Annotated in this window: 19 protein-coding genes; 6 read left to right on the top strand and 13 right to left on the bottom strand. The window is 55.7% G+C overall.

The window, feature by feature from the left end:
- The first annotated feature begins 111 nt into the window (after positions 1-111).
- Genes ABVF61_RS05940 through ABVF61_RS05930 form a run of 3 tightly spaced genes read left to right on the top strand, consistent with a single transcriptional unit; the run spans position 112 to position 2547 of the window.
- The gene (locus ABVF61_RS05940) at positions 112-1005 is read left to right on the top strand and encodes an ATP synthase subunit B family protein (protein WP_353992601.1); all 894 of its coding nucleotides are present in this window, start codon (positions 112-114) and stop codon (positions 1003-1005) included.
- Positions 1006-1036: 31 nt separating this feature from the next.
- Positions 1037-1648 carry a hypothetical protein gene (locus tag ABVF61_RS05935; protein ID WP_353992600.1) on the top strand — a complete coding sequence of 204 codons (612 nt, stop codon included), beginning with the start codon at positions 1037-1039 and terminating at the stop codon, positions 1646-1648.
- Complete coding sequence (locus tag ABVF61_RS05930) at positions 1648-2547, top strand: hypothetical protein (RefSeq protein ID WP_353992599.1); 900 nt, start codon at positions 1648-1650, stop codon at positions 2545-2547. The genes ABVF61_RS05935 and ABVF61_RS05930 overlap by 1 nt, the downstream gene beginning before the upstream one ends.
- A gap of 543 nt (positions 2548-3090) precedes the next feature.
- On the opposite strand, the gene ABVF61_RS05925 is transcribed toward ABVF61_RS05930, so the two are convergent.
- The 7 genes from ABVF61_RS05925 to ABVF61_RS05895 all read right to left on the bottom strand — a co-directional run bounded on the left by ABVF61_RS05925 (position 3091) and on the right by ABVF61_RS05895 (position 10213).
- Positions 3091-3258, bottom strand: a complete 168-nt coding sequence (locus ABVF61_RS05925) for a hypothetical protein (protein WP_353992598.1) — start codon at positions 3256-3258, stop codon at positions 3091-3093.
- A 194-nt stretch (positions 3259-3452) separates the two neighbouring features.
- Positions 3453-4838 carry an ankyrin repeat domain-containing protein gene (locus ABVF61_RS05920; protein ID WP_353992597.1) on the bottom strand — a complete coding sequence of 462 codons (1386 nt, stop codon included), beginning with the start codon at positions 4836-4838 and terminating at the stop codon, positions 3453-3455.
- A 356-nt stretch (positions 4839-5194) separates the two neighbouring features.
- The gene (locus ABVF61_RS05915) at positions 5195-6046 is read right to left on the bottom strand and encodes an ABC transporter permease (protein WP_353992596.1); all 852 of its coding nucleotides are present in this window, start codon (positions 6044-6046) and stop codon (positions 5195-5197) included.
- A 9-nt stretch (positions 6047-6055) separates the two neighbouring features.
- Entirely contained in the window at positions 6056-6913 is an 858-nt protein-coding gene (locus ABVF61_RS05910) for an ABC transporter permease (protein WP_353992595.1), read from the bottom strand.
- A complete protein-coding gene (locus ABVF61_RS05905) occupies positions 6910-8016 on the bottom strand; it encodes an ABC transporter ATP-binding protein (RefSeq protein ID WP_353992594.1) in 1107 nt (368 codons plus the stop codon). The genes ABVF61_RS05910 and ABVF61_RS05905 overlap by 4 nt, the downstream gene beginning before the upstream one ends.
- 60 nt (positions 8017-8076) lie before the next feature.
- Entirely contained in the window at positions 8077-9150 is a 1074-nt protein-coding gene (locus ABVF61_RS05900) for an extracellular solute-binding protein (protein ID WP_353992593.1), read from the bottom strand.
- Between the two features lie 49 nt (positions 9151-9199).
- Positions 9200-10213, bottom strand: a complete 1014-nt coding sequence (locus ABVF61_RS05895; RefSeq protein WP_353992592.1) for a glycerophosphodiester phosphodiesterase family protein — start codon at positions 10211-10213, stop codon at positions 9200-9202.
- A 179-nt stretch (positions 10214-10392) separates the two neighbouring features.
- Between ABVF61_RS05895 and ABVF61_RS05890 the strand changes: the two genes are divergently transcribed.
- A complete protein-coding gene (locus ABVF61_RS05890) occupies positions 10393-11298 on the top strand; it encodes a LysR substrate-binding domain-containing protein (protein WP_353992591.1) in 906 nt (301 codons plus the stop codon).
- A gap of 227 nt (positions 11299-11525) precedes the next feature.
- Here the strand turns inward: ABVF61_RS05890 and ABVF61_RS05885 are convergent, their stop codons facing one another.
- The 4 genes from ABVF61_RS05885 to ABVF61_RS05870 all read right to left on the bottom strand — a co-directional run bounded on the left by ABVF61_RS05885 (position 11526) and on the right by ABVF61_RS05870 (position 14185).
- Positions 11526-11753, bottom strand: a complete 228-nt coding sequence (locus ABVF61_RS05885; protein WP_353992590.1) for a hypothetical protein — start codon at positions 11751-11753, stop codon at positions 11526-11528.
- A gap of 78 nt (positions 11754-11831) precedes the next feature.
- On the bottom strand, positions 11832-13115 hold the full coding sequence (locus tag ABVF61_RS05880; RefSeq protein ID WP_353992589.1) for a sensor histidine kinase: 1284 nt from the start codon (positions 13113-13115) through the stop codon (positions 11832-11834).
- On the bottom strand, positions 13099-13782 hold the full coding sequence (locus ABVF61_RS05875; protein ID WP_353992588.1) for a winged helix-turn-helix domain-containing protein: 684 nt from the start codon (positions 13780-13782) through the stop codon (positions 13099-13101). Before ABVF61_RS05875 ends, ABVF61_RS05880 begins: the two co-directional genes overlap by 17 nt.
- Positions 13783-13861: 79 nt before the next feature.
- Positions 13862-14185 carry a PepSY domain-containing protein gene (locus ABVF61_RS05870; RefSeq protein WP_353992587.1) on the bottom strand — a complete coding sequence of 108 codons (324 nt, stop codon included), beginning with the start codon at positions 14183-14185 and terminating at the stop codon, positions 13862-13864.
- A 306-nt stretch (positions 14186-14491) separates the two neighbouring features.
- Between ABVF61_RS05870 and ABVF61_RS05865 the strand changes: the two genes are divergently transcribed.
- Both ABVF61_RS05865 and ABVF61_RS05860 read left to right on the top strand, forming a co-directional pair.
- Positions 14492-16216, top strand: coding sequence for an AMP-binding protein (locus tag ABVF61_RS05865; protein WP_353992586.1), 1725 nt, complete (start codon positions 14492-14494; stop codon positions 16214-16216).
- A gap of 3 nt (positions 16217-16219) precedes the next feature.
- Positions 16220-17101, top strand: coding sequence for a bile acid:sodium symporter (locus ABVF61_RS05860; protein ID WP_353992585.1), 882 nt, complete (start codon positions 16220-16222; stop codon positions 17099-17101).
- A 63-nt stretch (positions 17102-17164) separates the two neighbouring features.
- On the opposite strand, the gene ABVF61_RS05855 is transcribed toward ABVF61_RS05860, so the two are convergent.
- Together ABVF61_RS05855 and ABVF61_RS05850 are read right to left on the bottom strand one after the other, a co-directional pair.
- Positions 17165-20320: a calcium-binding protein gene (locus ABVF61_RS05855; protein WP_353992584.1), complete on the bottom strand. Its 3156-nt coding sequence runs from the start codon at positions 20318-20320 to the stop codon at positions 17165-17167.
- A gap of 57 nt (positions 20321-20377) precedes the next feature.
- A complete protein-coding gene (locus ABVF61_RS05850) occupies positions 20378-20857 on the bottom strand; it encodes a toxin-activating lysine-acyltransferase (protein ID WP_353992583.1) in 480 nt (159 codons plus the stop codon).
- Between the last annotated feature and the right edge of the window lie 443 nt (positions 20858-21300).

Here is a 21300-nt window from a genome sequence, read left to right as displayed (position 1 = left end):
GATCTGATCTTCAAGTTCAGATCTCTACATTGCGGAGTCCTTCGATTCATTATTGCCAAGCACCAAACGTACTGTATTATCAACTTTAAATAGAAGAGTGGGTGCAGCGTTATGACCAACATAAACTGGAATGATGTTCTCAGTACACTTGGCAGTACGTCGATCGTTGTTGCGGCTTTTGGGTTTTTAGCTCAGACCGTGATTAAGCACTTGCTCAACCGAGATCTCAACACTCATAAGTCCGAATTGAAGGCGCAGACCGATGAAGAGCTTGCAGCGATGAAAGCAAGCGCGGACCGTGAGTTGCAGGCTCAGAAAGCAGAATTCGAACGGCAGTTGGAATCCTTTAAAACTGAACTGGCCGCTCAAACAGCCCTAAAAAACCGGATCAGATTGGAAGTGTCTCGATGGGCTAACCCCATCAATGGTTCAGTCAAGGAACTTAGAAAAAGGTTAGATAACATTCTGGATAAAAAGGGTTACTTGGCGTTATCGAAGCAATACAAACAAAAGATAAATCCAAATTGGTCAATAGACTACGAATACTTTTTTGGGAGTACTTTGTTTCTTTTCTGTCAGTATTTTTGCTGGGTGCGGCTTCTCGAGGAGAAACTAAGCTTTGAAATGTTTGAAGAGCAGACCGAAAAGGATGCCTTCTTCGACAAAGTTCGCGCGGTTGGACGGAAATTAAGTGCTTTCCCGCTGCGTGGGCTGGAGAAAGCATCGGGTGATGGCGACAAGCAAGTCTTCACGCTACAACAGCGAGCTATAGGTGAAGTCGTTTCCGTTTTGGAGAATGAGTCATGGCGGTGCATGCGATACTCCGACTTTGTGAAGAAATGGAACGACGGTTCGCTTTCACACTTCCTCGCTCCGCTTCAAGAATTTCTTGACGAGTTAACACCGAAGGAAGAGCTTCGCTGGGAACGCCTCGTTCAGATGCAAAAAGCCTTGAAAGATCTGGAACTGGAATGCGTTCAGCTGCTATCAAATAAGTCCAATTGAACGGATGCAGAGCGCGCCGGGGGATCTAGATTTGCTGTTTCAATGGTGCTTGAAAGGCGTTCCAAAAACCAAAGAGTTCGGCGACACGGAGGCAAATGAAGCTCTGCGAGATGCTGGGTTGACTTCCGCGTGGCTCAGAGACAACGCCAACAATAACGCTGGCCTCGGCGAACTGCCCGCCAAAAGCCATGCGTCCCTTTCTCAGGCTGATCTCGATGCACATGTTAACAGTTTTAGTGCTGCGGCAACAAAAACACCCTATATTTCGCTCAGCGCCGGCACAGTCGAACTAGACCCAGGCAACAAAACAATACAAGTCTACCCAGCGTACGACACTGCGCTATCCTTTGCGACGGACAACTGCATGTGTGATGGGTATATATTCAGACTATGGGTTTTGGTTTCTCCGAAGCCGGGGCCCGAGCTTCCGGGTTTTGCCGAAGAGGTGCGAGAGCTGAACATTTTTCGGCAGTTTGGGACATTTCACCACGAAGGAGAAATCGCCGCGAAACTGTTCGTACCATCGCGCCAAATTGAGTGGTATCAGAAGTACGATCGTGCTCTGAAACTTGTTGGCCAAAGGCAGGGCAACCCCAACTTCGTACCACCGGAGCGGATTAACACCGTGCTGGAAACCTTGTGATGGCCTTACATCCGTCATTTAAACATTTAGACAACGAATGGAAAGCACGAATCAAGGCGCGCAGCACATTCCTTGATAAATTCGTGAGCCAAAGAGAGTTGAAGCGCGACGATGAGAACCGCACCTTAACTGCTAGAGCTCGGACGCAAGCGGCAGAACTTATGCTCTCTACCAACAAGACCTGCGAAGCAGTGAAAATGCTTGATAGAACCGTTAGTTCGCTCTTAACTAAGAACACGAACAAGTGGCCTACGACCCGCACTGCGTTACTGGGTGCATTGACTGGTCGCATTCATTTGCAGCTTGGTGTTGATGAATTCGTCTTAACTGATATCCGCCGCAGAAACCAAAAACGGGGTCAGTGGCTCGCGCCGGCTTCGGTTTGTGAAAACACAGCTGGACCGCTAATTGTTGCCGCGCTTAACCCACCGCCTAACCGGTCTTGTGATCTTACTCTGTTGGAGCAGCCGTATGCGACAAACGAAAAGAACAAACTCGCGTTTCTCATTACGACTAATTCAGTCGAAGCTGCCACTCTTCCTATGTTCGGTTTTGCTAGACAGTCGGACGGCAGTTTCAAAGCCATAGAGAATTTGGGTAGTGGGCAGCTCAATACGGCAATTGCTGCGTTTGGTGCTTTGCATCAGCGCTATGCTTCAATATTACGAATGATTGTTGCGGACGAAGAGCGCTGGTTCAGGGTGTGCCCTCGGTGTCCGCTGATTGACTGGACGCTGTTAGCTCTGCACGTTGCAATAAGGCGATCGCTAGATCCGCGTGTCCAGGATAAGATTAATGAGGACTTAGGTGCGGAGAGGATCGTTGGCGACATTTTTATTTTCCTCAAAGAAGTAGCTGTCGAGATCGACAAGTTCACTCGCCAAGGCCCATCTGCGTAACATATAGCCTAGCAGTCCTTTTGAACGGCAACAGAGACTGATAGTTCGTAGGTCTTATTCAAGACTTCTGGGCCCAGGCGACAGGACTGAAACAAACTTAGTGTCTGAAGCAATGACCCGGCGCAACGACTCCTTAATATCGCAAAGAAAGCCGAAAGCTACTCCCGTTGCTGCGGTTCCAAAACATACTCGAGAATGGCAAAGTGAAAAGCCGCAATCCTTCCAAGAGTGTGTATACCGGCAGAATGAGCGACGGAGACGTGCTCGCTTTTGAACAAGCTTGCGCCGTGCATTGTTGAGCTCAGGGGCTAGACACTGTTTACCGGGTTGACAATGATGTGGCACACAAGTGGGACATCGTGTTCCACTTCTCACCTCTGTTGCTAGTGATTTCAAGGCGTTGAAGCGGTGGTGGGCGCTCCCTCCGGGCCCACCATTTTCTCTCTTGTCTGCCGGTGCGAACAAGGTTCTTTTTAACCTCATGGGTTTGCAGGGCGTTCTGTGGTGTTGGTTTCTTTCTCGACGACATGTACCCAGCTTAGATCATTTGCCCTTCAGCGCTCTCGTTCGGAAATAGAAGCCAATCGATCCAACCAGGAGCAGAAAGACGGCATGCGTAAGCGCCATGAAGGGCCAGGTGAAATCGTCAAAGTATCCCGGCCCATCTCCGACCCAGTTTCTGGAGAGTCTTTCTTCCTGAACGTCCAGCACTATCTTCAGAATTCCGCCCGTCAGTGCGAGTGGGACGAGCCAAATAAACCTTCTGAGGAACCGGCCCGCGAAAAACATGAAAAATATGTACAATCCAAATAGGACTTTGAGCAAAAAAATCATGTTGCATAGCCTCGACTAACGAATGGGACGTTACGGATCGCGGAAACCAGAAATAGGGGCCGGTGAAGTCGCTATTTCGCACCGACCTGCGTTTCTGTTTGTTGTGAAATTCGCTTCTCCAGGAGTCCTATTATCTGAGACAGCTTATTGATGTGCCTCTCGGGGTCCTTGATCAATCGACTGCATTCGGTTTCGCATTTCTGCTTACTTTCCAGTGCGACCTGAAGCAAAGTCTGCTTCTTGAAATCTCGAATATCGGTGTCAGCGCCGTGTTTCAGCAACTCTTCAACGGCCAGGACATTGGCCTTTTTGACGGCAAGCAAGAGTGGTTTATCCCCGTACCCGCCTTCCGCATTCACATCCGCACCGTTCTTCAAAAGAATCCGGATTTTCCTGACTGCGTCTCTGTCGCTGCCCCGGTTCACCAAAGCATGGTGCAAGGGAGTCCACTTCAATACGGTATCACGCGCCGTGATGCTTTCAGCGCCTGGGTTGCGGCGCATTACGTCTTCGAGAAATTCCGAGAACTGAGACCTAGCTGCAATGTGCACCAGGCTCTTGTCATCTTTGTCACGGAAGTTGATGTCGTCCATCGAACCCAGAAGCAACTTGAGCACCGCCAGGTTTTTTCCATCGGCAGCATAGTCCAGCGGAATGCGATAGTTGCCGGTTCTGGTTTGGGCATACGGGTCGGCGCCGAGCTGCAACAATGACCTGACCTTTTTTAGGTCACCTTTCTTGGCCGCAACATGCAGCCGGGTTTCGTATCGTCTGTTTGTCGCTTCGATGTCAAAGCCATAGAAAAGATTTCGAGTAACACTGTCGAAGGGGAAGGAATTGTAGATGTTGCCGCCAACTCCTTGCGGGGCGAGCGGGTAGGACAAGAACACCGCCCAGAAAACAAACATGGAAATCGTCGTGGATTTGATCAGTCTTTGCCTGCGCTGATCGTTTGTTCTCAAGGTGTACCAGAAAACAAAGATCGCCAAAGACAACACGAGTAAGTAAAAGAAATGAACATTGACGGCGAGAAACTTGAACGTGTGCAAGTTGAAAAGCTGGGACAGGTACGAATGCACATTCAGTCCGCTGCTCGCCAGCATGTCAAAATAAAACGCTACCAGACCCAGCGTGGTGCAATTCACGATCAATATCGATCTCAGCAGCCGTTTGCGCTGCGTGATCAGGACTGCAGACAAGAGGCCGAATGCAGAAAATGCCGCGAAGAATGCAGCGGCGAAATAGTCAGCAGCGATGTATTCGAAATCGCGATATTCAGAAGAATTAAGGGATACCCCGGTTGCGATTAGGGCATTGAAAACAGCCACGCCTGCCAAGCTATATCGAAGAAAACTCGTTGTTCCCTTAAAGGAAAAAACAATCAAAACCAGTAATGTTATGCAGAAATATATGTTCGTCTGGTCGATAAACTTGAATATAACTTGAACAAATTCCATAGTGTTACCCAGTAAAATACAATATAGCGCTTAGTCAAAAGGTGTTTCGACCTGCTTTTTAAACCTCAGGTATCAGAAAAAATTTGACAAAGTGATAATCCAAGGGCAGTCGTGCAGCACCTCTTCGCAATTGCTGAAACAACATAAATTCAACAGCCGCCGGATATTCGCCGAAACAACGGCGTGATCGTCGTTCACATGTCAGCCAATTTGTTCTGCAGCTGTCCCGTAATCGCTGTAGCTGTTATCTATTTGCAATTTATCAATTCAAGCGTGTTCGCTTTCCCCCTCAGGGGCCACCATTACGTTCTCGCCTCCTCGGAAACCCAAACTCTCCCCCACCGCTTCTCCAAACCTCACTTCTTCCGTTGGACGGCGATCATGATGAGGGCGAGGGCGCTGGAGCCGACCATGAGGAGGAGGGAAACGGCGTTGAGAAGCGGGGTCGAGCCTTCTTTCAGGCGGTCGAACATGGCGATGGTCAGCGGCGCGTCGGAGCCGACCAGCATGAAAGTGGTGTTGAAGTTCTCAAAACTCATGAGAAACGCGACGATGAACGCCCCGATCATGGCCGGGAAGAGATAGGGCAGGGTGATCGTGCGGATCGCCGTGAAGGCGTCTGCGCCGAGGTTCATCGCAGCTTCTTCCAGTGTCTTGTCGAAGGTCTTGAGCCGGGCCGATATGACGAGGGTCGCCATGGTCGCGATGAAGGAAAACTGCCCGAGCACGACGAGCAGAACACCCGGCCTCAAGGCTTCGATATCCCATTTGAAGCTGTCCCACATGGCGTTGGCGATGGAGGAGGAAAACACCAGGATGGACACCCCGAGCAGGATGCCGGGAATGACCAGCGGCAGAAGCATCAGGAAATAGAGGAACTCCTTGCCCTTGAACCTGTAGCGGTTGAACAGAAACGCATTGGTGGTTCCAACGATAACCGCCAGCGCCGAGACACAGACGCCGATGAAGATCGATGTGCCGATTGCCCTGAGGATCGGGCGCTCGTGGAAGACGCCGATCATCGGGTGGGCATCTCCGAAGAACCAGTTCCAGGTGAAGCCTTTCCAGGGCAGGGAGGGGAACTGGCTGTCGTTGAAGGCAAAGACCGCGTTCACAGCCAGTGGCAGCGCCAGATAGACGAAGAACAACGTGACATAGACCTTGAAGGCAATGTTCATGGTTCGGTTCTGCGGGATCGTCGGTATCATCGCCAGCCCCTATCCCATCGTCTTTTCAAGTGATTGGCCGGTGAGCTTCAGGGCCGCCCAGACAATGGCCGTCGACAGGAACAGCAGCATGAAGCCGAAGGCGGCGCCCAGTTCCCAGTTGAAGCGCACGATGAACTGGGAATAGATCAGCTCGGTGAACCACAGGCTGTCTTTTCCGCCGAGCATGATCGGGGTCAGGTAATTGCCGAGCGAGAGCATGAAAACGACGATGCAGCCGGAGACGATCCCGGGCATGGCATGCGGAACGATGATTTCACGGAAGACCGAAGCGCTGGAGCCGCCGAGATCGTAGCCCGCTTCAATCAGGCTGTCGTCCAGAGTGCTGAGGGTCGTGACGAGCGGGACCACCATAAACAGCATGGAGGTATAGACGAGGCCGATCATGATGGCGGCATCATTATAAAGAAGCTCGACGGGCCCGCTGACCAGACCGAGCCATTGCAGGAGCGAGGAAATGATGCCGGTTTCGCGCAAGAGGATCATCCAGCCGAAAGTGCGCACCAGTTCAGAGACCCAGAACGGTACGAGACACAGAACAAACAGGATTGGCTGCAGTTTTCCGCGCGCCATCTTGGCAATGAAATAGGCGACCGGAAAGCCGATGATCAGCGTGATGAGGGTTGCCAGGATCGACATGACTGCCGTGCGGGCAAAGGTCACCAGATAAAGCGGTTCATTCAGGAAGGTCAGGAAATTGGCGAAGCTGAAGGCGTATTGACCGACGCCCACCCGCTCGCGAAGGGCGACCAGAGCCAGGTCTATATGCGGAATGATGACGAGCAGGAGCAGCCACAGGAATACCGGCGTAAGCAGAAGATAGAAGCCGAAGGACCGTCCGGACGTCATGCCGTTCCCCCGGTTTCGAAGACGTTGCTTTGTTTGTCGGACCAACCAAAATTTACGCTCTGGCCGGGCCGGATCCCGTCAAAACGACCGGATTGCGGCAGCCCAACCTCGATTGTCTCATTGCTTTCTTCCGTCTTAACCAGAAGTCGGCTTGCCGCGCCGTTGAAAAGCGTCTGCTCCACCTTGCCGGAAAGGGCATTGTCGAGTTCGTTGACTTCATCTGCTGTCCTGGAAAGATGGATGGCCTCCGGGCGCACATAGGCTTCCGCCGACCGGCCTTCGGGAATATCACGGAGCAGCGATACACCTTTGATGTGGGTGCCCTGTTCGGTGCGGAGCTCAACGTCATGGCCGCTGGAGCGGACAACCTTGCCCTTGAAGATGTTGGCATCGCCCACAAAACCGGCAACGAACGCCGTTTCCGGGCGGTGATATAGCTGTTCGGGACCAGCCACCTGTTCAAACCGGCCTGCGTTCATCACCGCGATGGAATCCGACATGACAAGCGCTTCGCTCTGGTCGTGGGTAATGTAGACGAAGGTGGTGTCGAAAGCGTGCTGAAGGCTCTTGAGCTCAATCTTCATCTGCTCGCGCAATTTCAGATCAAGGGCGCCGAGCGGTTCATCGAGCAGCAGCACATCCGGCTCCAGCACCATGCATCGGGCAATGGCGACACGCTGCTTCTGCCCGCCGGAGAGTTCGTTGATCTGACGCTTGCCGATACCAGGGAGCCCGATCCGCTCCAGGGCTTCCTCGACTTTCTTTTCGATGTCCGGCTTTCCGAGCCCCTTGCGGCGGAGGCCATAGCCGATGTTGTCGGCAATGTTCATCATCGGAAACAGGGCGAGGTGCTGGAACACCATGTTCACCGGACGTTTGTTCGGCGGCACATCCAGAACCGACCGGCCCTTGATCAGAATGTCTCCGGAGGTCGGCTCAAGAAAGCCTGCGATCATGCGCATGATCGTTGTCTTGCCGCAGCCGGATGGTCCCAGGATCGAGAAGAACGAGCCCGCTGGGACTTCAAAGCTGACGTTGTCCACCGCCACCGCGTCGCCGAAGCGTCTTGTCAGATCAATGCAGCTGAGATCCGGGGTCGCCATTCCAATTCCTTCCGGGAGAAAACCTCCCGCCGGGCGGCGGGAGGTTCAGGGGTGTTGCTATCAGTTTGCCGCTTTCACGCGGTCAAGGACGCCACCTTCGATCACTTCAAGACCGGCAGGAACCGGCGGGTACCACTTGATGTTGTCGACATCGGCGGCAGGGTAGCTCTTCTGGTACTTCGCCTTGAGCTCTTCAGAAACGCCGGCATCGCCGCCCTTGGACGCCGTGAAGTTGCCGGCCACATTGGTGATCTTGGCTGCAATATCAGGACGCATCACGAAGTTGATCCAGGCGTAGGCGGCGTCATCGGCCTTGCCCTTTGCCGGCAGGACGAATGTGTCGATCCAGCCGAGCGAACCAGACGCAGGCGCGACAAAGGTCACGTTCGGCATTTCGCCGTTCAGCTTCCAGCCGCCGGTGTCCCAGGCCATGGAAGCGACAACTTCACCGGACCTGATCAGGTTCATCAGTTCGTCGCCGCCGCCCCAGTAGGCCTTGACGTTGCCCTTGCACTCAATGAGCTTGGCCTCGACCTTGTCCATGATCTCCTTGTAAGCGGCTTCGTCGCCATAAGCGGCGAACGGGTCCAACCCCATGGAATAGGCAAAGCCGATCAGCGTCGGGCGCTTCAGGCGATAGGAGACCTTACCCTTTACGTCGTCGTTGCAAAGATCGGTATAATCCTTGACCGAAGCGGCCGCTTCGGTGTCGAGAACAAGACCGGAGGTGCCCCAGACGTGCGGTACGCCGTAGACTTCGCCGCCAACGGTGGTGTTGCCTTTCGTGGCTTCCAGCATGGAGGTGATGAACAGGCTCTCATCGATCTTGGACAGGTCGATCGGCTTGTAGATGCCGAATTCAGCCTGCGGGCCGGAGATGCGATCCTGGCTCGGTTGAGCAAGGTCGAAGCCACCGCCACCGGTCGCGCGCAGTTTGGCGATCATTTCCTCGTTGTTCGATTTGGTCACCTCAACCGTGTGGCCGGTTTCCTTTTCGAACAATTCGATGACTTCTTCGGGAGCGTATCCGCCCCAGGTCAGGAGACGGAGGGTTTCGGCGCTTGCAATCTGCGTGGCAGCCAGCGAAAGAACCGCAGCGGCGGTCGTAGTCTTGAGCATTGACAGGGAAATCATGACAACTCCTTGTTTAACCAAATTGTCCAGGTCCAATTTCGGTCGATATTCACTCGGCTGATATCTGTTGGTTCGCCGAGCCTTTCCCTTGGGAATTCGACCGGTCGTTTTCTGACAGGTTGCCCTGTTCCTCCGCGGCCAGCATGTCGTCCCAAAGAGCCTTTGCACGGGTGGGGTAGTCCGTAATGACACCATCAACACCCATATCTTTCATACGTTTCATGTCCTCAATCGAATTGACGGTCCAGACGTTGACCACCAGACCAAGTGTATGCGCGAGATCCAGATCGTCCTGCGTCAATTCGGAGAAGTAAGGCGACCACACCGTGCCACCCGCTTCCTTGACCAGTTCAGGCAATCGCTTGCTGTTTGACCACTCAAGCCCATCCATCCAGGGCGAGTTGTCGTAAATGTTCGCATCATCCTCGGGATCTTCCAAATTTTGATATGTCAGATAACCCAGCCGGATCTTCGGCGCTGCCTGGCGGAAAGCGTGCAGAACGCGCCAGTCAAAAGAAGAGACGACTATGCGCTCCGCCAGATGGAACTGTTCTACCAATGGTAAAATGGATCCGAGCAGATCCTCCGGGCTGTCCCCGAGATCGGTCCGGTTGGCAAACGACTTGACTTCAAGGTTGAGAACCATTCGAGGGCTGTCTTTCGCCCATTCAAAGAGTTCTTCCAGTGTGGGTATTTCAATATTTGAAAGCGCGGTCTGTTCGGGAAAGGCGGATCGTGCTCTGCTTCCGGGCTGCAAGGAGCCGATGTCGTAGGCTTTCAAGTCCACGACACTGGTTTCGCATACCGTCGGGCCTTCGCTCTCAAGCCAGCGGCCGGAGCGATTGCGAACCTTGCCAACCTGCAGGGTCGCATCGTGCCATATGACCGGGCGGTGATTGCGGGCATTTTGCACATCGAACTCGACAGCCGTGACACCGATTTCGTCAAGCAGGCGGAACCCGTCCATGCTGTTTTCCGGCATCTCGCCACGTGCGCCCCGATGGCCGTAAATTAACGGCAATTGCCCGGTTCGCCTTATGCGTCGTTCCAAACCAAATGACATCGATCACTCGCTCTGAACGGGGCAACACATCCGCAACTGACACCTTTTTACGGGTCCCCCGACCGTCAGAGCCTTACGTTGGCGCAAACAAAAACATAATTCAAACGAAATATTTTTGACGTGAATATAACATAATATTATATCTTGAATTCGAGCGAATTAAGGGGCAGGAAAATCGGATGAAGGGGCAATTGCAGCTCAGACAACTTGAGGCGCTGAGTGCAGTCGCAAAAACAGGCAGTATCTCCCGCGCAGCAGAACTCCTTCACATCTCGCAGCCGGCAACCAGCAGGCTGCTGGCCGACCTTGCAAAACACCTGGGATTTCCGCTTTACCACAGAAAGGATGGACAGCTTGTGCTGACGTCCGAGGTACGTCACCTGATGCCGGAGATCAGGCGTATTCTGGAATCGATGGACAATATCGGCCAGGCTGCCAGGAACATCCCGCTGGGAAGGGCCGGCCATTTACGGATTGCCTGCCTTCCGGGTTTTGCAGTCAGCCACTTGCCTGAAGTCGTCGCCAGTTTTCTGGAGGGGCGGCCGGATGTCACGGTGACGATTGAACCGGATCGTCCCGAACGCATCCTGGAATGGATTATCGACGAACAGTATGATTGCGGCATTACCGATGGCTTCAACGGGCACCCGGCAATTGAAGAACGCAAGGTCGCCATCAAGTCTGCTTGTATCTTTCCCAAAGGGCATCGGCTTGAAGCTCTCGACGAGATCACGCCGGCAGATCTTGAAAGCGAAAAACTCATCCATGACACCGTCGGCAGCATCTATTACCGTGCGATAGAGGAAGCTTTTGAACGCGCCCATGTGAAACTGGATTCTTTTATCGAGACGAGACAGTTCACCACCGCCTGTGAGCTGGTCAGTCTTGGGACGGGCGTTTCGATCGTCAGTGAGCTGGACGCCCGAACCTATCAGAACCGGGGATTGAGCTACCGGCCATTCGTACCGGTCATTCCCCACAAGCTGTCACTCGTGCGCCCCCTAAACCAACCGCCTTCTTTGCTGACTATGGAGTTTCTGACGCAGTTCGAGAACAGCCTGCGGTATTTAAGGAGCGACAGCTAGTCTTGAACCGCCCCGGGTTTTCGGCGATTGAACCTCGGCCGCCTGAATTAATTGCCTGAGGGTGGAAAAAACCGAAGTTTCAACTGGTTCAGGCACTTTTCTGACTGGCCTTGTTATCCTCATTCGACAAAGCAAGACGTCCCAAGGTTGCGTGCCTTTGTTGTGAAACAAGCGGCGCAATCCATTGGGAATTCTTACTTTTTCCAGCTCAGTCTTCGGAGTTGGGATCAGGCTGCCGACGGATTTTCCCGGACTGTCTCAAATTCCGCATTGTCATGCTCATTTTCGGCCTTTGGCATAAAGGGCGTGGCCAGAAGAGCAATCCCGGTTGCCACGAGAGCAAGCATGGCCAAACCGGCCATCACCATGAGGCCAAACCCGGCGAGGGCAAAGCCGACAAAAAGGGCAAGGGCAGCTGCTCCGATCGCCGTGACTTTTGCAAGAATGTCTTTCATCGATGTGGTCTCCATGTTCGTTATCGCTTTGATGAATCTGATATGGAGCCCGAAGTTTTCGCCCGCCTGACCCCGACTTTACAATTCTGTAAACTTCAAAGCGACGCGCAGACCTGTCGGAGCGTTTTCAGACAGGATCAGGTGAGCACCGTGCCTGTCCGCGACCGCGCGCACCAGGGCCAGTCCGAGCCCGGTTCCGTCGCGTTCGCGTGCGGTGTCCAGACGAACCATCGGCTTGACGATCTCCATGAACTGGGTCGGGTCCACGCCGTCTCCATTGTCGGCGACTCCGATCTCGCGCCCCTGCGCAAAAAGCGTGATCACGTCGCCCCCGTGAACCAGCGCATTTTGAATGAGGTTTGCCATCGCCTGCACCAGCATCTGCCGATCCGCAAGGATTGTTTCCGGCGTTTTCACCGACAGCTCAAGACGCTTGCCGCTGTCTTCGATAACGGCCTCGTAGATACCTGCAACATCAGTCACGAGGTCAGCGAGGGTAACTTTTTCGAAGCCTTCACTTCCAACCCCGGCTTCAATCCTGGCGATCCGCATGATGGTGTCGAAAATGTCTGACAGCCGCCCGGCTTCTTCCAGGGCGGCACCACGTTCCTCCCCTTCGGGCATCATTTCCAACCGGGCTCTGAGACGAGCAAGCGGGGTGCGCAGATCGTGTGCGAGACTTGCACTGAGATACCGGGTCTGGCTCACCAACCGTTCCAGTTCGTCTGCGGTCCTGTCGAGCTGGCGTGCGAGATCATCCAGATCATCCGCAGACCTTTTGTTGCCGGTGCGTGCCTTAAGGTCACCATCCGCCAAACGGTCAAGCGTGCCGCTTATCCGGCTAAGGCGTCGTTGCGCCAACCAGCCAGCACCGAGCCCGATGATGAGTGCAACAGCCAGAACCAAACCGGCTGTGGTCCACAAAATGTTACCAAGCAGATCCAGTGCGTCCAGGCTGTCATCAAGCGGGACGGCGATTAGAACAGGCGTTCCCCGGCTGTCTTCGGAAATCAGCACACGCCATTCTTCCGAGCGCCTGAAATCATTTTTCAGGCCGACGGTGCCTCCGCCACGTTCTGCCGCGCGGGCAAAAGCCTTGGGCAGGCCATCGAGCTCGGACACCGGCCGGATGATGACGGAAAAGGTGTCTCTTGGGACGTTGTCCGCCGCGACTGCGGCGGCCAGTCCCGAAAGCGATGTGTCAACGCGGCTCAACACGGCTTCGCGGCCCAGGATCAGTGCCACGATGATTGCAACGGCCATGCCGATTGCAAAGAGAAAGGATAACAGCAGCGTCAGTCGCAAGGTCAAGGACCGGATGAGCCAGCGGACTCGCGCCGCAAGCTTACCGGCCAAAGACATAACCTTCACCTCGTCTGGTACGGATCAGATCGTCACCGAAGGGCTTGTCGATCTTGGCGCGCAGGCGGCTGATGTGGGTTTCAACCACGCTGGTGGTCGGATCAAAGCTCATGTCCCAAACCTGCTCCAGTAGCATGGTGCGCGTTATTAGGCGCCCGGGACGGCGCATGAAAAACTCCAGCAGTTTGAATTCCTTGGCCATCAGCTCGATCGCCTGACCCTGGCGTTCACATTGCCGCGCAAGCAGGTCGAGGCTGAGGTCTCCGAACCGCAGGATGGTTGGTTCAGCAGCGCCTTCCGTCGATCCCTCACGCCTGCGGCCGAGCGCATTCACGCGTGCAGACAGTTCCACGAATGCGAATGGTTTGGTGAGGTAATCGTCACCCCCTGCCTCAAATCCTTCGACCCGGGAATCGACTTCACCAAGCGCGGTCAGAAACAGCGCAGGCGTGGTGTCTTTGGAGGCACGGAGGGACTTGAGGACGGCGAGCCCGTCAAGACCCGGTACCATGCGGTCGAGGATCAGAAGGTCATACTCCTGTCCCATGGACGCCAGCAGCGCTTCCTTGCCGTTCGTGAAATGATCAACGACGTGACCCTCCTCACGCAGGCCTCCAGCGACCCAGGGTCCCAGCTCGCGATCATCTTCAAGAAGCAGTATGCGCATGTCACCCCATAGACTGGTTTCGGTTGAGGAAAAAGGCTGCCGTTACCGGCAGCCCTTTGTAAATCATTTGCCGTAATCCTCACCCGGCTGATTTGGCGTCGTCATCATCATCATCGCCGTCCGCTTCGACCTCCAGCACGGCGCCGGTTTCAGCGTCGATCTCAACCTCCATCTCTAGTCCATCGGCGGTCAGGATTTCAATCTCGTAGACCTGTTTGCCATCTTCACGTTCAAGCTCGGTTTCCTGGACCGTGCCGGGGACCTCGGCCAACGCGATCTCAATTGCGCGCGTTTCGTCCAGTGCCGGAGCTTCGGCGGTTGCTTTTGCCGCAATAGCGCCGCTGGCGCCCATAACCATTAGAACACCGGCTACTGCACTTCCGAAGATCAGTTTGTTGTCCATGATTTGTCTCCATCTCTATGTTGCTGAAAGGCACCGCGCCCTTCGATGAACCAAAGATGGACCACGCAGTTTACGACCGCCTGCGGTGAACTTTACAAATGTGTAAAGAACGAAACCGGAGGGCCCGGACGGATTTTGACGACCTTGCGTGTTGAGGATTTTGGGCCGCCTCTTGGCCTACGATTGCGATTGACCTAGGTACAGTCTTCGGATCAACCTGACAGTTGATGTTACCAGCGCGATTTGTGCGAAAGCGGTTTCAAGTCCATTGCGCTGCGACGCGACCGTGGTGGCCAGGAGGAAAGAATGACAAGAACCGACCGGCCATGGACAGCGTTCTACGGGCCGGAGATGCGACCGGATATCGAAACGCCCTCTTACCGTACGATACCCGATCTGATCCGGTCCGCTTCCGGCACCTATGGCAAGGCGCCGGCCTTCACCACTGTGATGCATAACGGCATGAACGGGACGTTGACCTTCGAGCAAGTGGATGAAATGTCCGACGCCTTTGCAGTTTACCTGCGCGAAGTCGCGGGGCTGGTGAAGGGGGACCGTGTTGCGGTTCAACTGCCCAACGGGCTGACCTTTCCGGTTGCAGCCTTCGGCATCCTCAAGGCTGGTTGCGTGCTGGTGAACGTCAATCCGCTCTATACGGCGGAGGAAATGGCGCGCCAGTTCCAGGATTCTGAGCCCAAGGCGCTGGTGATCGTCGACATGTTCGCCGACAAGATCCCGGCGGCAACGCGCGGCCATCCGATCCCCAATGTCATCGTGACGCGGGTGGCGGAATTCTTTCCCGCGCTGCCGCGCGGGATCATTGGCCTGGTGCAGAAATACTGGGACCGGTCGGTCCAGCCGATCGGTGTTTCGCACATCCGCTTTCCTGACGCGCTCGACGCGGGACGGTCGCAGCTCAGCCAAAAACGCGTTGAAGTCGATGCCTATCACCAGCAAGTCACGCCCGAAGACATCGCCTGCCTGCAATACACCGGCGGCACGACCGGCATCGCCAAGGGGGCGATGCTCAGCCACCGGAACCTGATCCTCAACATGGAGCAGACGCTGGAGATGATCCCTGTTTTCGAACGGGGCAAGGAGGTCGCGCTGACGGCGCTGCCCATGTATCACATCTTCGCCTTCACCTTGAACCTGCTCGCGTTTTACTGGATTGGCGGGCGCAACATCCTGATCCCCAATCCCAGGCCGCTCACCAATCTGAAGCGCGCGTTCGAGAATTACAGGATCACCTGGATGAGCGGGGTGAACACGCTTTTCAACGGGCTCAGCAACGAGCTCTGGTTCCGCGACAGCCCGCCGAAATATCTGAAACTTGCTTCTGCGGGCGGCATGGCGCTTCAGGCGGATGTTGCCAGACGCTGGGAAGAGGTGACCGGAAAACCTGTTGTGCAGGGCTACGGATTGACGGAGACCTCGCCGGTGCTCAGTTTCAATCCGGTCGGGAAGTCTCGTGACGGGTCGATCGGCATTCCTGTCCCGTCGACGCTGATGCAGTGCGTGGATGACAATGGTGCACCGCTTCCCCTCGGCGAGCCGGGCGAAATCGCTGCCAGTGGTCCGCAGATCATGTCCGGGTACTGGAACAGGCCGGATGAAACGGAAAAAGTACTGCGGAACGGATGGTTCCTGACAGGAGATATCGGCGTCATGGACGAAGACGGCTATTTCACGATCGTCGACCGGAAGAAGGATATGGTCGTGGTCTCGGGATTTAACGTCTACCCGAACGAGGTCGAAGAGGTGCTGACCTCCCATCCCGGTATTTTCGAGGCGGCCGTCATTGGTGTTCCGGACGAGACGACCGGCGAAAAGGTGAAAGCGTTTGTGGTGCTGACGGATACCAGTTTGAGCGAGAGTGATATCCGGAGCTACTGCAAGCAGCATCTGACCGCATACAAAATTCCAAAGCGCGTTGAAGTCAGAGACCAGCTGCCGAAGTCAAATGTCGGCAAAATTCTCCGAAAAGACCTGCGCGAGGAGAACCAGCGCGCAAGCACAGCGGCGGCGTGACCCATGGTTGGACCTCTTGAGCAAGCCCTGCTGGCAGGAATGATCTTCGTTATCATGCTTGGAATGGGGGCGTCCCTGACACCCCGCGATTTCTACCTCGCGCTGCGCAGGCCCTACGGGCTCGGCATCGGTATCGTGTCACAATTCGGTTTCATGCCGCTGATCGGCTTTCTGATGACGCTGGCCTTTGCGCTTCCAGCCCCAATCGCGCTCGGGCTTCTGATCGTCTCCTGCATGCCGGGCGGAACCACCTCGAATATCTTCACGTATTTTTCAAAAGGCAATTTGGCGCTTTCCGTTCTGATGACTGTGTCATCCACCGTGTTCGGTGTGGTTCTGATCCCGCTTGTGCTGCTTCTTTACGCATCGGCGCTCGATCTCACGATCCCACGCGAAAACATCATTGCCACGTTGCTTATACTTCTCATCCCTGTGGGGGTGGGCATGACGCTCCGGCGGTTCAACGCCAATGCAGGCGCCGTGACGGAATTCTTCGGCTCCATACTGGCTCTCGTGTTCATTGCATTTATCGCGCTCTCGTGGATCCCGCGGAACTGGCAGTTCCTTTTGTCGACGGCACCGTCGACCTATTTCGTTGCGATCATGCTCGGCGTTTTCGGGATAGCGATCGGCTACTTGTTTGCGCGCGCGCTCAAGCTGCATCCGAGAAACGCGCGGACCGTGGCACTTGAAACGGGGATCCAGAATGCGCCGCTCGCGATTGCAATTATTGTGATCACTTTTCCAGCTGAACAACAACAACCGATCATGGCGGTCGGTGCGCTCTATTCTCTCTTCATCGTAATCACGTCGACGCTGGTTACGCTGATCTTCCGGCGTGCGAACACGGCTGCCGAACAGAAGATGGCCGACAGCTTGCTCTGAACAAAGAAAAGCCACGCTGCATAGACAGCGTGGCTTGTTGTTTTCGCTCGATTTTTCGCCTGATCAGAGGAAGCTGAACTCGTCCGGGACTTCAGGTGTCTGGAAGGCGAAGACGCTTTCGGCCAGTTCACCCACCGCACCGATGGTGCCGCCCACGAGCGGCAGGCTGGAGCCGGCATCGACAATCGTGTCCATCCAGCCGTCAAAAGCGTTTGCGAATGCCAACTCCGTTGCGCTTTGAGCGCTCAGAGCACCGAAATAACCATCGAAGTCGATAAGACCCGCGTTCGCATCATCGAAGGTCTCTTCAAAATTGTCGAGAGCCTCGATGCCGGTCTGGCCTGAACGGTCGGCCCAGGTGAAGACGAAGAGCCCGTCGTCAAAGGCAGCACCGATGTCGATGTCCTGCGTGCCGTTCTCGCCGACGATGCGCAGGGTTTCCACCTTGGTGGCTTCCTCGTGCATGTTCTTGATACGGACGCTGCCACCATCACCCTCAATCACCAGGTCCTTGCCGCCTTCGACGAAGAACCGGAGATCGCTGGCATCCATTTCACCCGCATTGCGCAGTTCCAGGACATCCGTGCCGCCGCCGCCGCCGGAGATGGCGTCCAGCTTGTCGCTGGCAATTCCAACGAAATCGCCAAGTTCGCGTGCCGCGTCGAGGCCGGCCTCGTCGACATCCATCTCGCCGGTCGAGCCGAAGGTGAAGAGGTAGGTGTCGTCGCCCAGGCCGCCGACCGCGTCGCCGCCCGCTTCGCCACCGGTGATGAAGTCATTGCCGTCCCCGCCGAAATACTGCGTGCTGGAATAGTCGAAGAGCGAGGCGATCGTGTCGTGAATGCCTTCGACGGCTTCCTTGGCATCGTCGACGACCTCGCCAACGGCTTCGGCGATGTCGTCCAGTGGGTTGACGTCATCGAGGAACGCCTTGACGCTGTCCACCTTGTCATTGATGCCTGACAGCGTGTCGCCAATCGACAGATCGAAGGGCAGCAGGGAGGACGCATCGGAACTGTCGCCTGATCCGAAGTCCGGCAGCTGCGGAAAGACCGCCGACCAGAACAGGTCGGAGAAGGCACCGGTGTCGATCAACCAGTCACTGCCGTCCTGACCGAAGACGAAATTGGTCTTTTCGCCGGTCATCATCATCAGGTCGTCGCCGGTGCCGCCGAAGGAGAAGTTGAAGGATCCGCCGCCGAGGAAGATGTCGTTGCCTTCCTCTCCCATCTGGAAGCCGAGATCGCCGCCGGTGTTGAAGAGGTCGCCGCCGTCACCGCCGAACTGCAGGTTCAGAGAAGGTGCGTTTTCCTTCATTTTCTCCGTGAGGCTCTGCTTTTTGGCGTCATCGGTCTCAGCGTTTTCGGTCGCAGTCGAGGTCGCGTCCGTGTCGTTGCTTTGCTCGTCCTTGTTTTCGTCCGCCTTTTCAGCAGCCTTCTCCTTGAAGTGATCTATGAAGGCCTTGAACGGGTCGGCTTCGCCGTCACCCCCACGGGTGATCATGAAGTCGGTCGCATCGCCGCCGAACTGCAGCTGGACACCGGCATCCTTGCCGCGTTCCAGCGCGATCATGACATCGGTGTCGCCGCCGCCTTCCTGGACGTTGACCCGGCCTAGGCCGATCATAAGATCGGTGCCGTCGCCGCCGGACTGCAGGTTGCCCTTGCCGCCGCCGAGAAGGACGTCGGTGCCGCCGCCGCCGGCCTGGATGTTGCCTTTGCCGGCGCCGATGGCAATGTCTGTCTCTGCGCCGCCGAGCTGGATGTTGAGCTCGCCACCCGCCAGCATGACATTGGTGCCGTCGGTGCCTGTCGAATTGGCGTAGTCGGCAAGCTTGTCCTTGGCCGCGTCGAGATCGAACCCGGCAAGATCGACGCCGTCGGGGATGGTTGACCAGAGCTCGGCACCGAACTGGACGTTGCCCTTGCCGGCGCCGATCAGCCAGTCGTTGCCGGTTCCGCCGATCTGGATGTTTGCGCCGCCACCGGCAACGAGGATGTCGGCATCGTTGCCGCCATACTGCACGTTGGTGCTGCCGACAGCGACGGCCAGATCCTCATCGTCACCGCCGACCTGAACATTCAGGCTGCCGACAGCGAACATCTTGTCCTTGCCATCCTGGCCGAGCTGGACGTTGGTCTGACCAGCCGCCAGCAAAAGGTCGTCGCCGTTACCGCCGGACTGGATGTTGAGGTTGCCGATGCCGACCATGGTGTCGTTGCCGTCGCCGCCCCACTGAAGGTTCGCGTTGCTGACAGCGACCATCGTATCGTCGCCCGCTTCGCCGCTCTGACTGGTCGCCAGAAGCGCGCTGGCAATCATCTTGTCGTTGCCGGTCCCGCCGAACATGACATTGACGCCGCCGGCGCTGATCATCGTGTCATCGCCCGCATCGCCGAAGACCGTGTTGACGCCGCCAACCGCGGTGATCGTGTCGTTGCCTTCATTGCCCCTGAGGACGTTAGTGCCGCCGATACCCTTGATGTTGTCGTCGCCGGTGCCGCCATGGACGTTATTCACGCCGCCGATGGCCTCGATCGTGTCGTTGCCGCTTTCGCCGTAGATGTTGTTGAGCGCGCCGCGCCCCTTGATGACGTCGTTGCCGCTGCCGCCCCGCATGTTGTTGACCGCGCCCCAGCCTTCCAGGTAGTCGTTGCCGCTGCCGCCATACATGTCGTTATGCGCGCCGTAGCCGTAGAGCTTGTCGTTGTGCGCACCGCCGTCCATCTTGTTGGATGCGCCGTAGCCGTAAAGCTTGTCGTCGTGGTTGCCGCCGTACATTTCGTTGCGGGCACCATGGCCGTAAATGCGGTCGTTGTGGTCACCGCCGCTCATATAGTTGTAAGCGCCGGTGCCCTTCATGTAGTCGTGGCCGCTGCCGCCCCACATCTTGTTCTTCGCGCCGTAGCCGTACATGGAATCGTTGCCCGAGCCGCCGGACATGGAATTGTAGGCTCCATATCCGTACATCCGGTCGTGTCCTGAGCCGCCATAGAGATAGTTGGAGGCGCCCCATGCCTTGATAAGGTCGTTGCCCGAGCCACCGTCGAGTTTGTTCCAGCCGCCGTAGCCATAGACCGTGTCATTGCCGGAGCCGCCGAGAAGGTGGTTTTTGGCGGCATAGCCATAGAGCTTGTCGTTGCCGCTACCCGCGTTTTTGTAGACGCTGATCCCGTAGAGCTTGTAGGTCTGGTGAATCGACTTTTTTGAACTACCCATTTTTCAAATTTCCTCTGCTTAAGTCATTGTCTAAATTGAAATTTTTCGAAAACTTGGTCAGCAGGTGCGAGACCAGCGGCTGACTTTCTCTCCGTCGGCGTTCATGCCGGCGAATTGGACGATCCGGCGGGGGAGGCCGTCAGCCGTGCGGCGCACGGCTTTAAAGGCGATGCCGGGAAAGACTGTGCGCACCAGGTCCCTCGATGCGGCGAACCCATCTCCGAATGGGGCGACCACATCCATGACCACGGGCCTGCTTCCCGATGCCCAGCTGTCGGGCGACAAGGGCGTGTCGGTTTCCAGAACCATCTTTTCCGTGTCTGCATCGAGATAGGCCCATGTCGCCAGGGCGACAGCGACGCCTTGACGGCGCCAGATGCGGAATTGGCCAAGGCGCATTGGAGGCAGAACCAGTTCGCCGAACTCGTCTATGCTGCGCGATCTGTACAGGTCGCACTGGGCCATAAGCGCGAGACTTTCTCCCAGAACCGTGAAGTCCGGCAAAGTGTCTGCACCAGGTTGCGTTGTCTGATTCATGTTCAAGATCCCTCATTTGGCGGCGAACCTTTAACAAAAAGGCCGCACGTCTCCCTTCCGGCGGATCTTTACGGTCTGCCGGTCGATGTCTGTGATGCGGTGCGGTAAAGCCCGCATCATTCTCAAATCACACGTAAAACTGCTGCGGCATGAACGCCGCCAAGTCATTCACAAAGCCGTCTTGCCGGCTGGTCTGGTTTCATCAGGGGGAGGTGCCGAATGATCACATCCGGTGAGTGTATTTTAAGCCCCCGTCGCTTGACGATGCGTCCTGGCACCATTCCCTTGCGACAAGGTGACCTTGGGGCATTTTTGTATCAATTGTAGTGACGCGCGTCACTAAAGATTTATTATCGTTAAAATGAAGCGTGATTGAAATCACATAAGTAATAATTTCGAAATATTTATGTGATAACCGTCACAAATCAACAACATGAACCGAT

The organism is Roseibium sp. HPY-6, from assembly GCF_040530035.1.
In the GTDB taxonomy this organism is placed as follows: Bacteria; Pseudomonadota; Alphaproteobacteria; order Rhizobiales; family Stappiaceae; genus Roseibium.
This window is presented reverse-complemented; position numbering and strand designations above follow the sequence as displayed.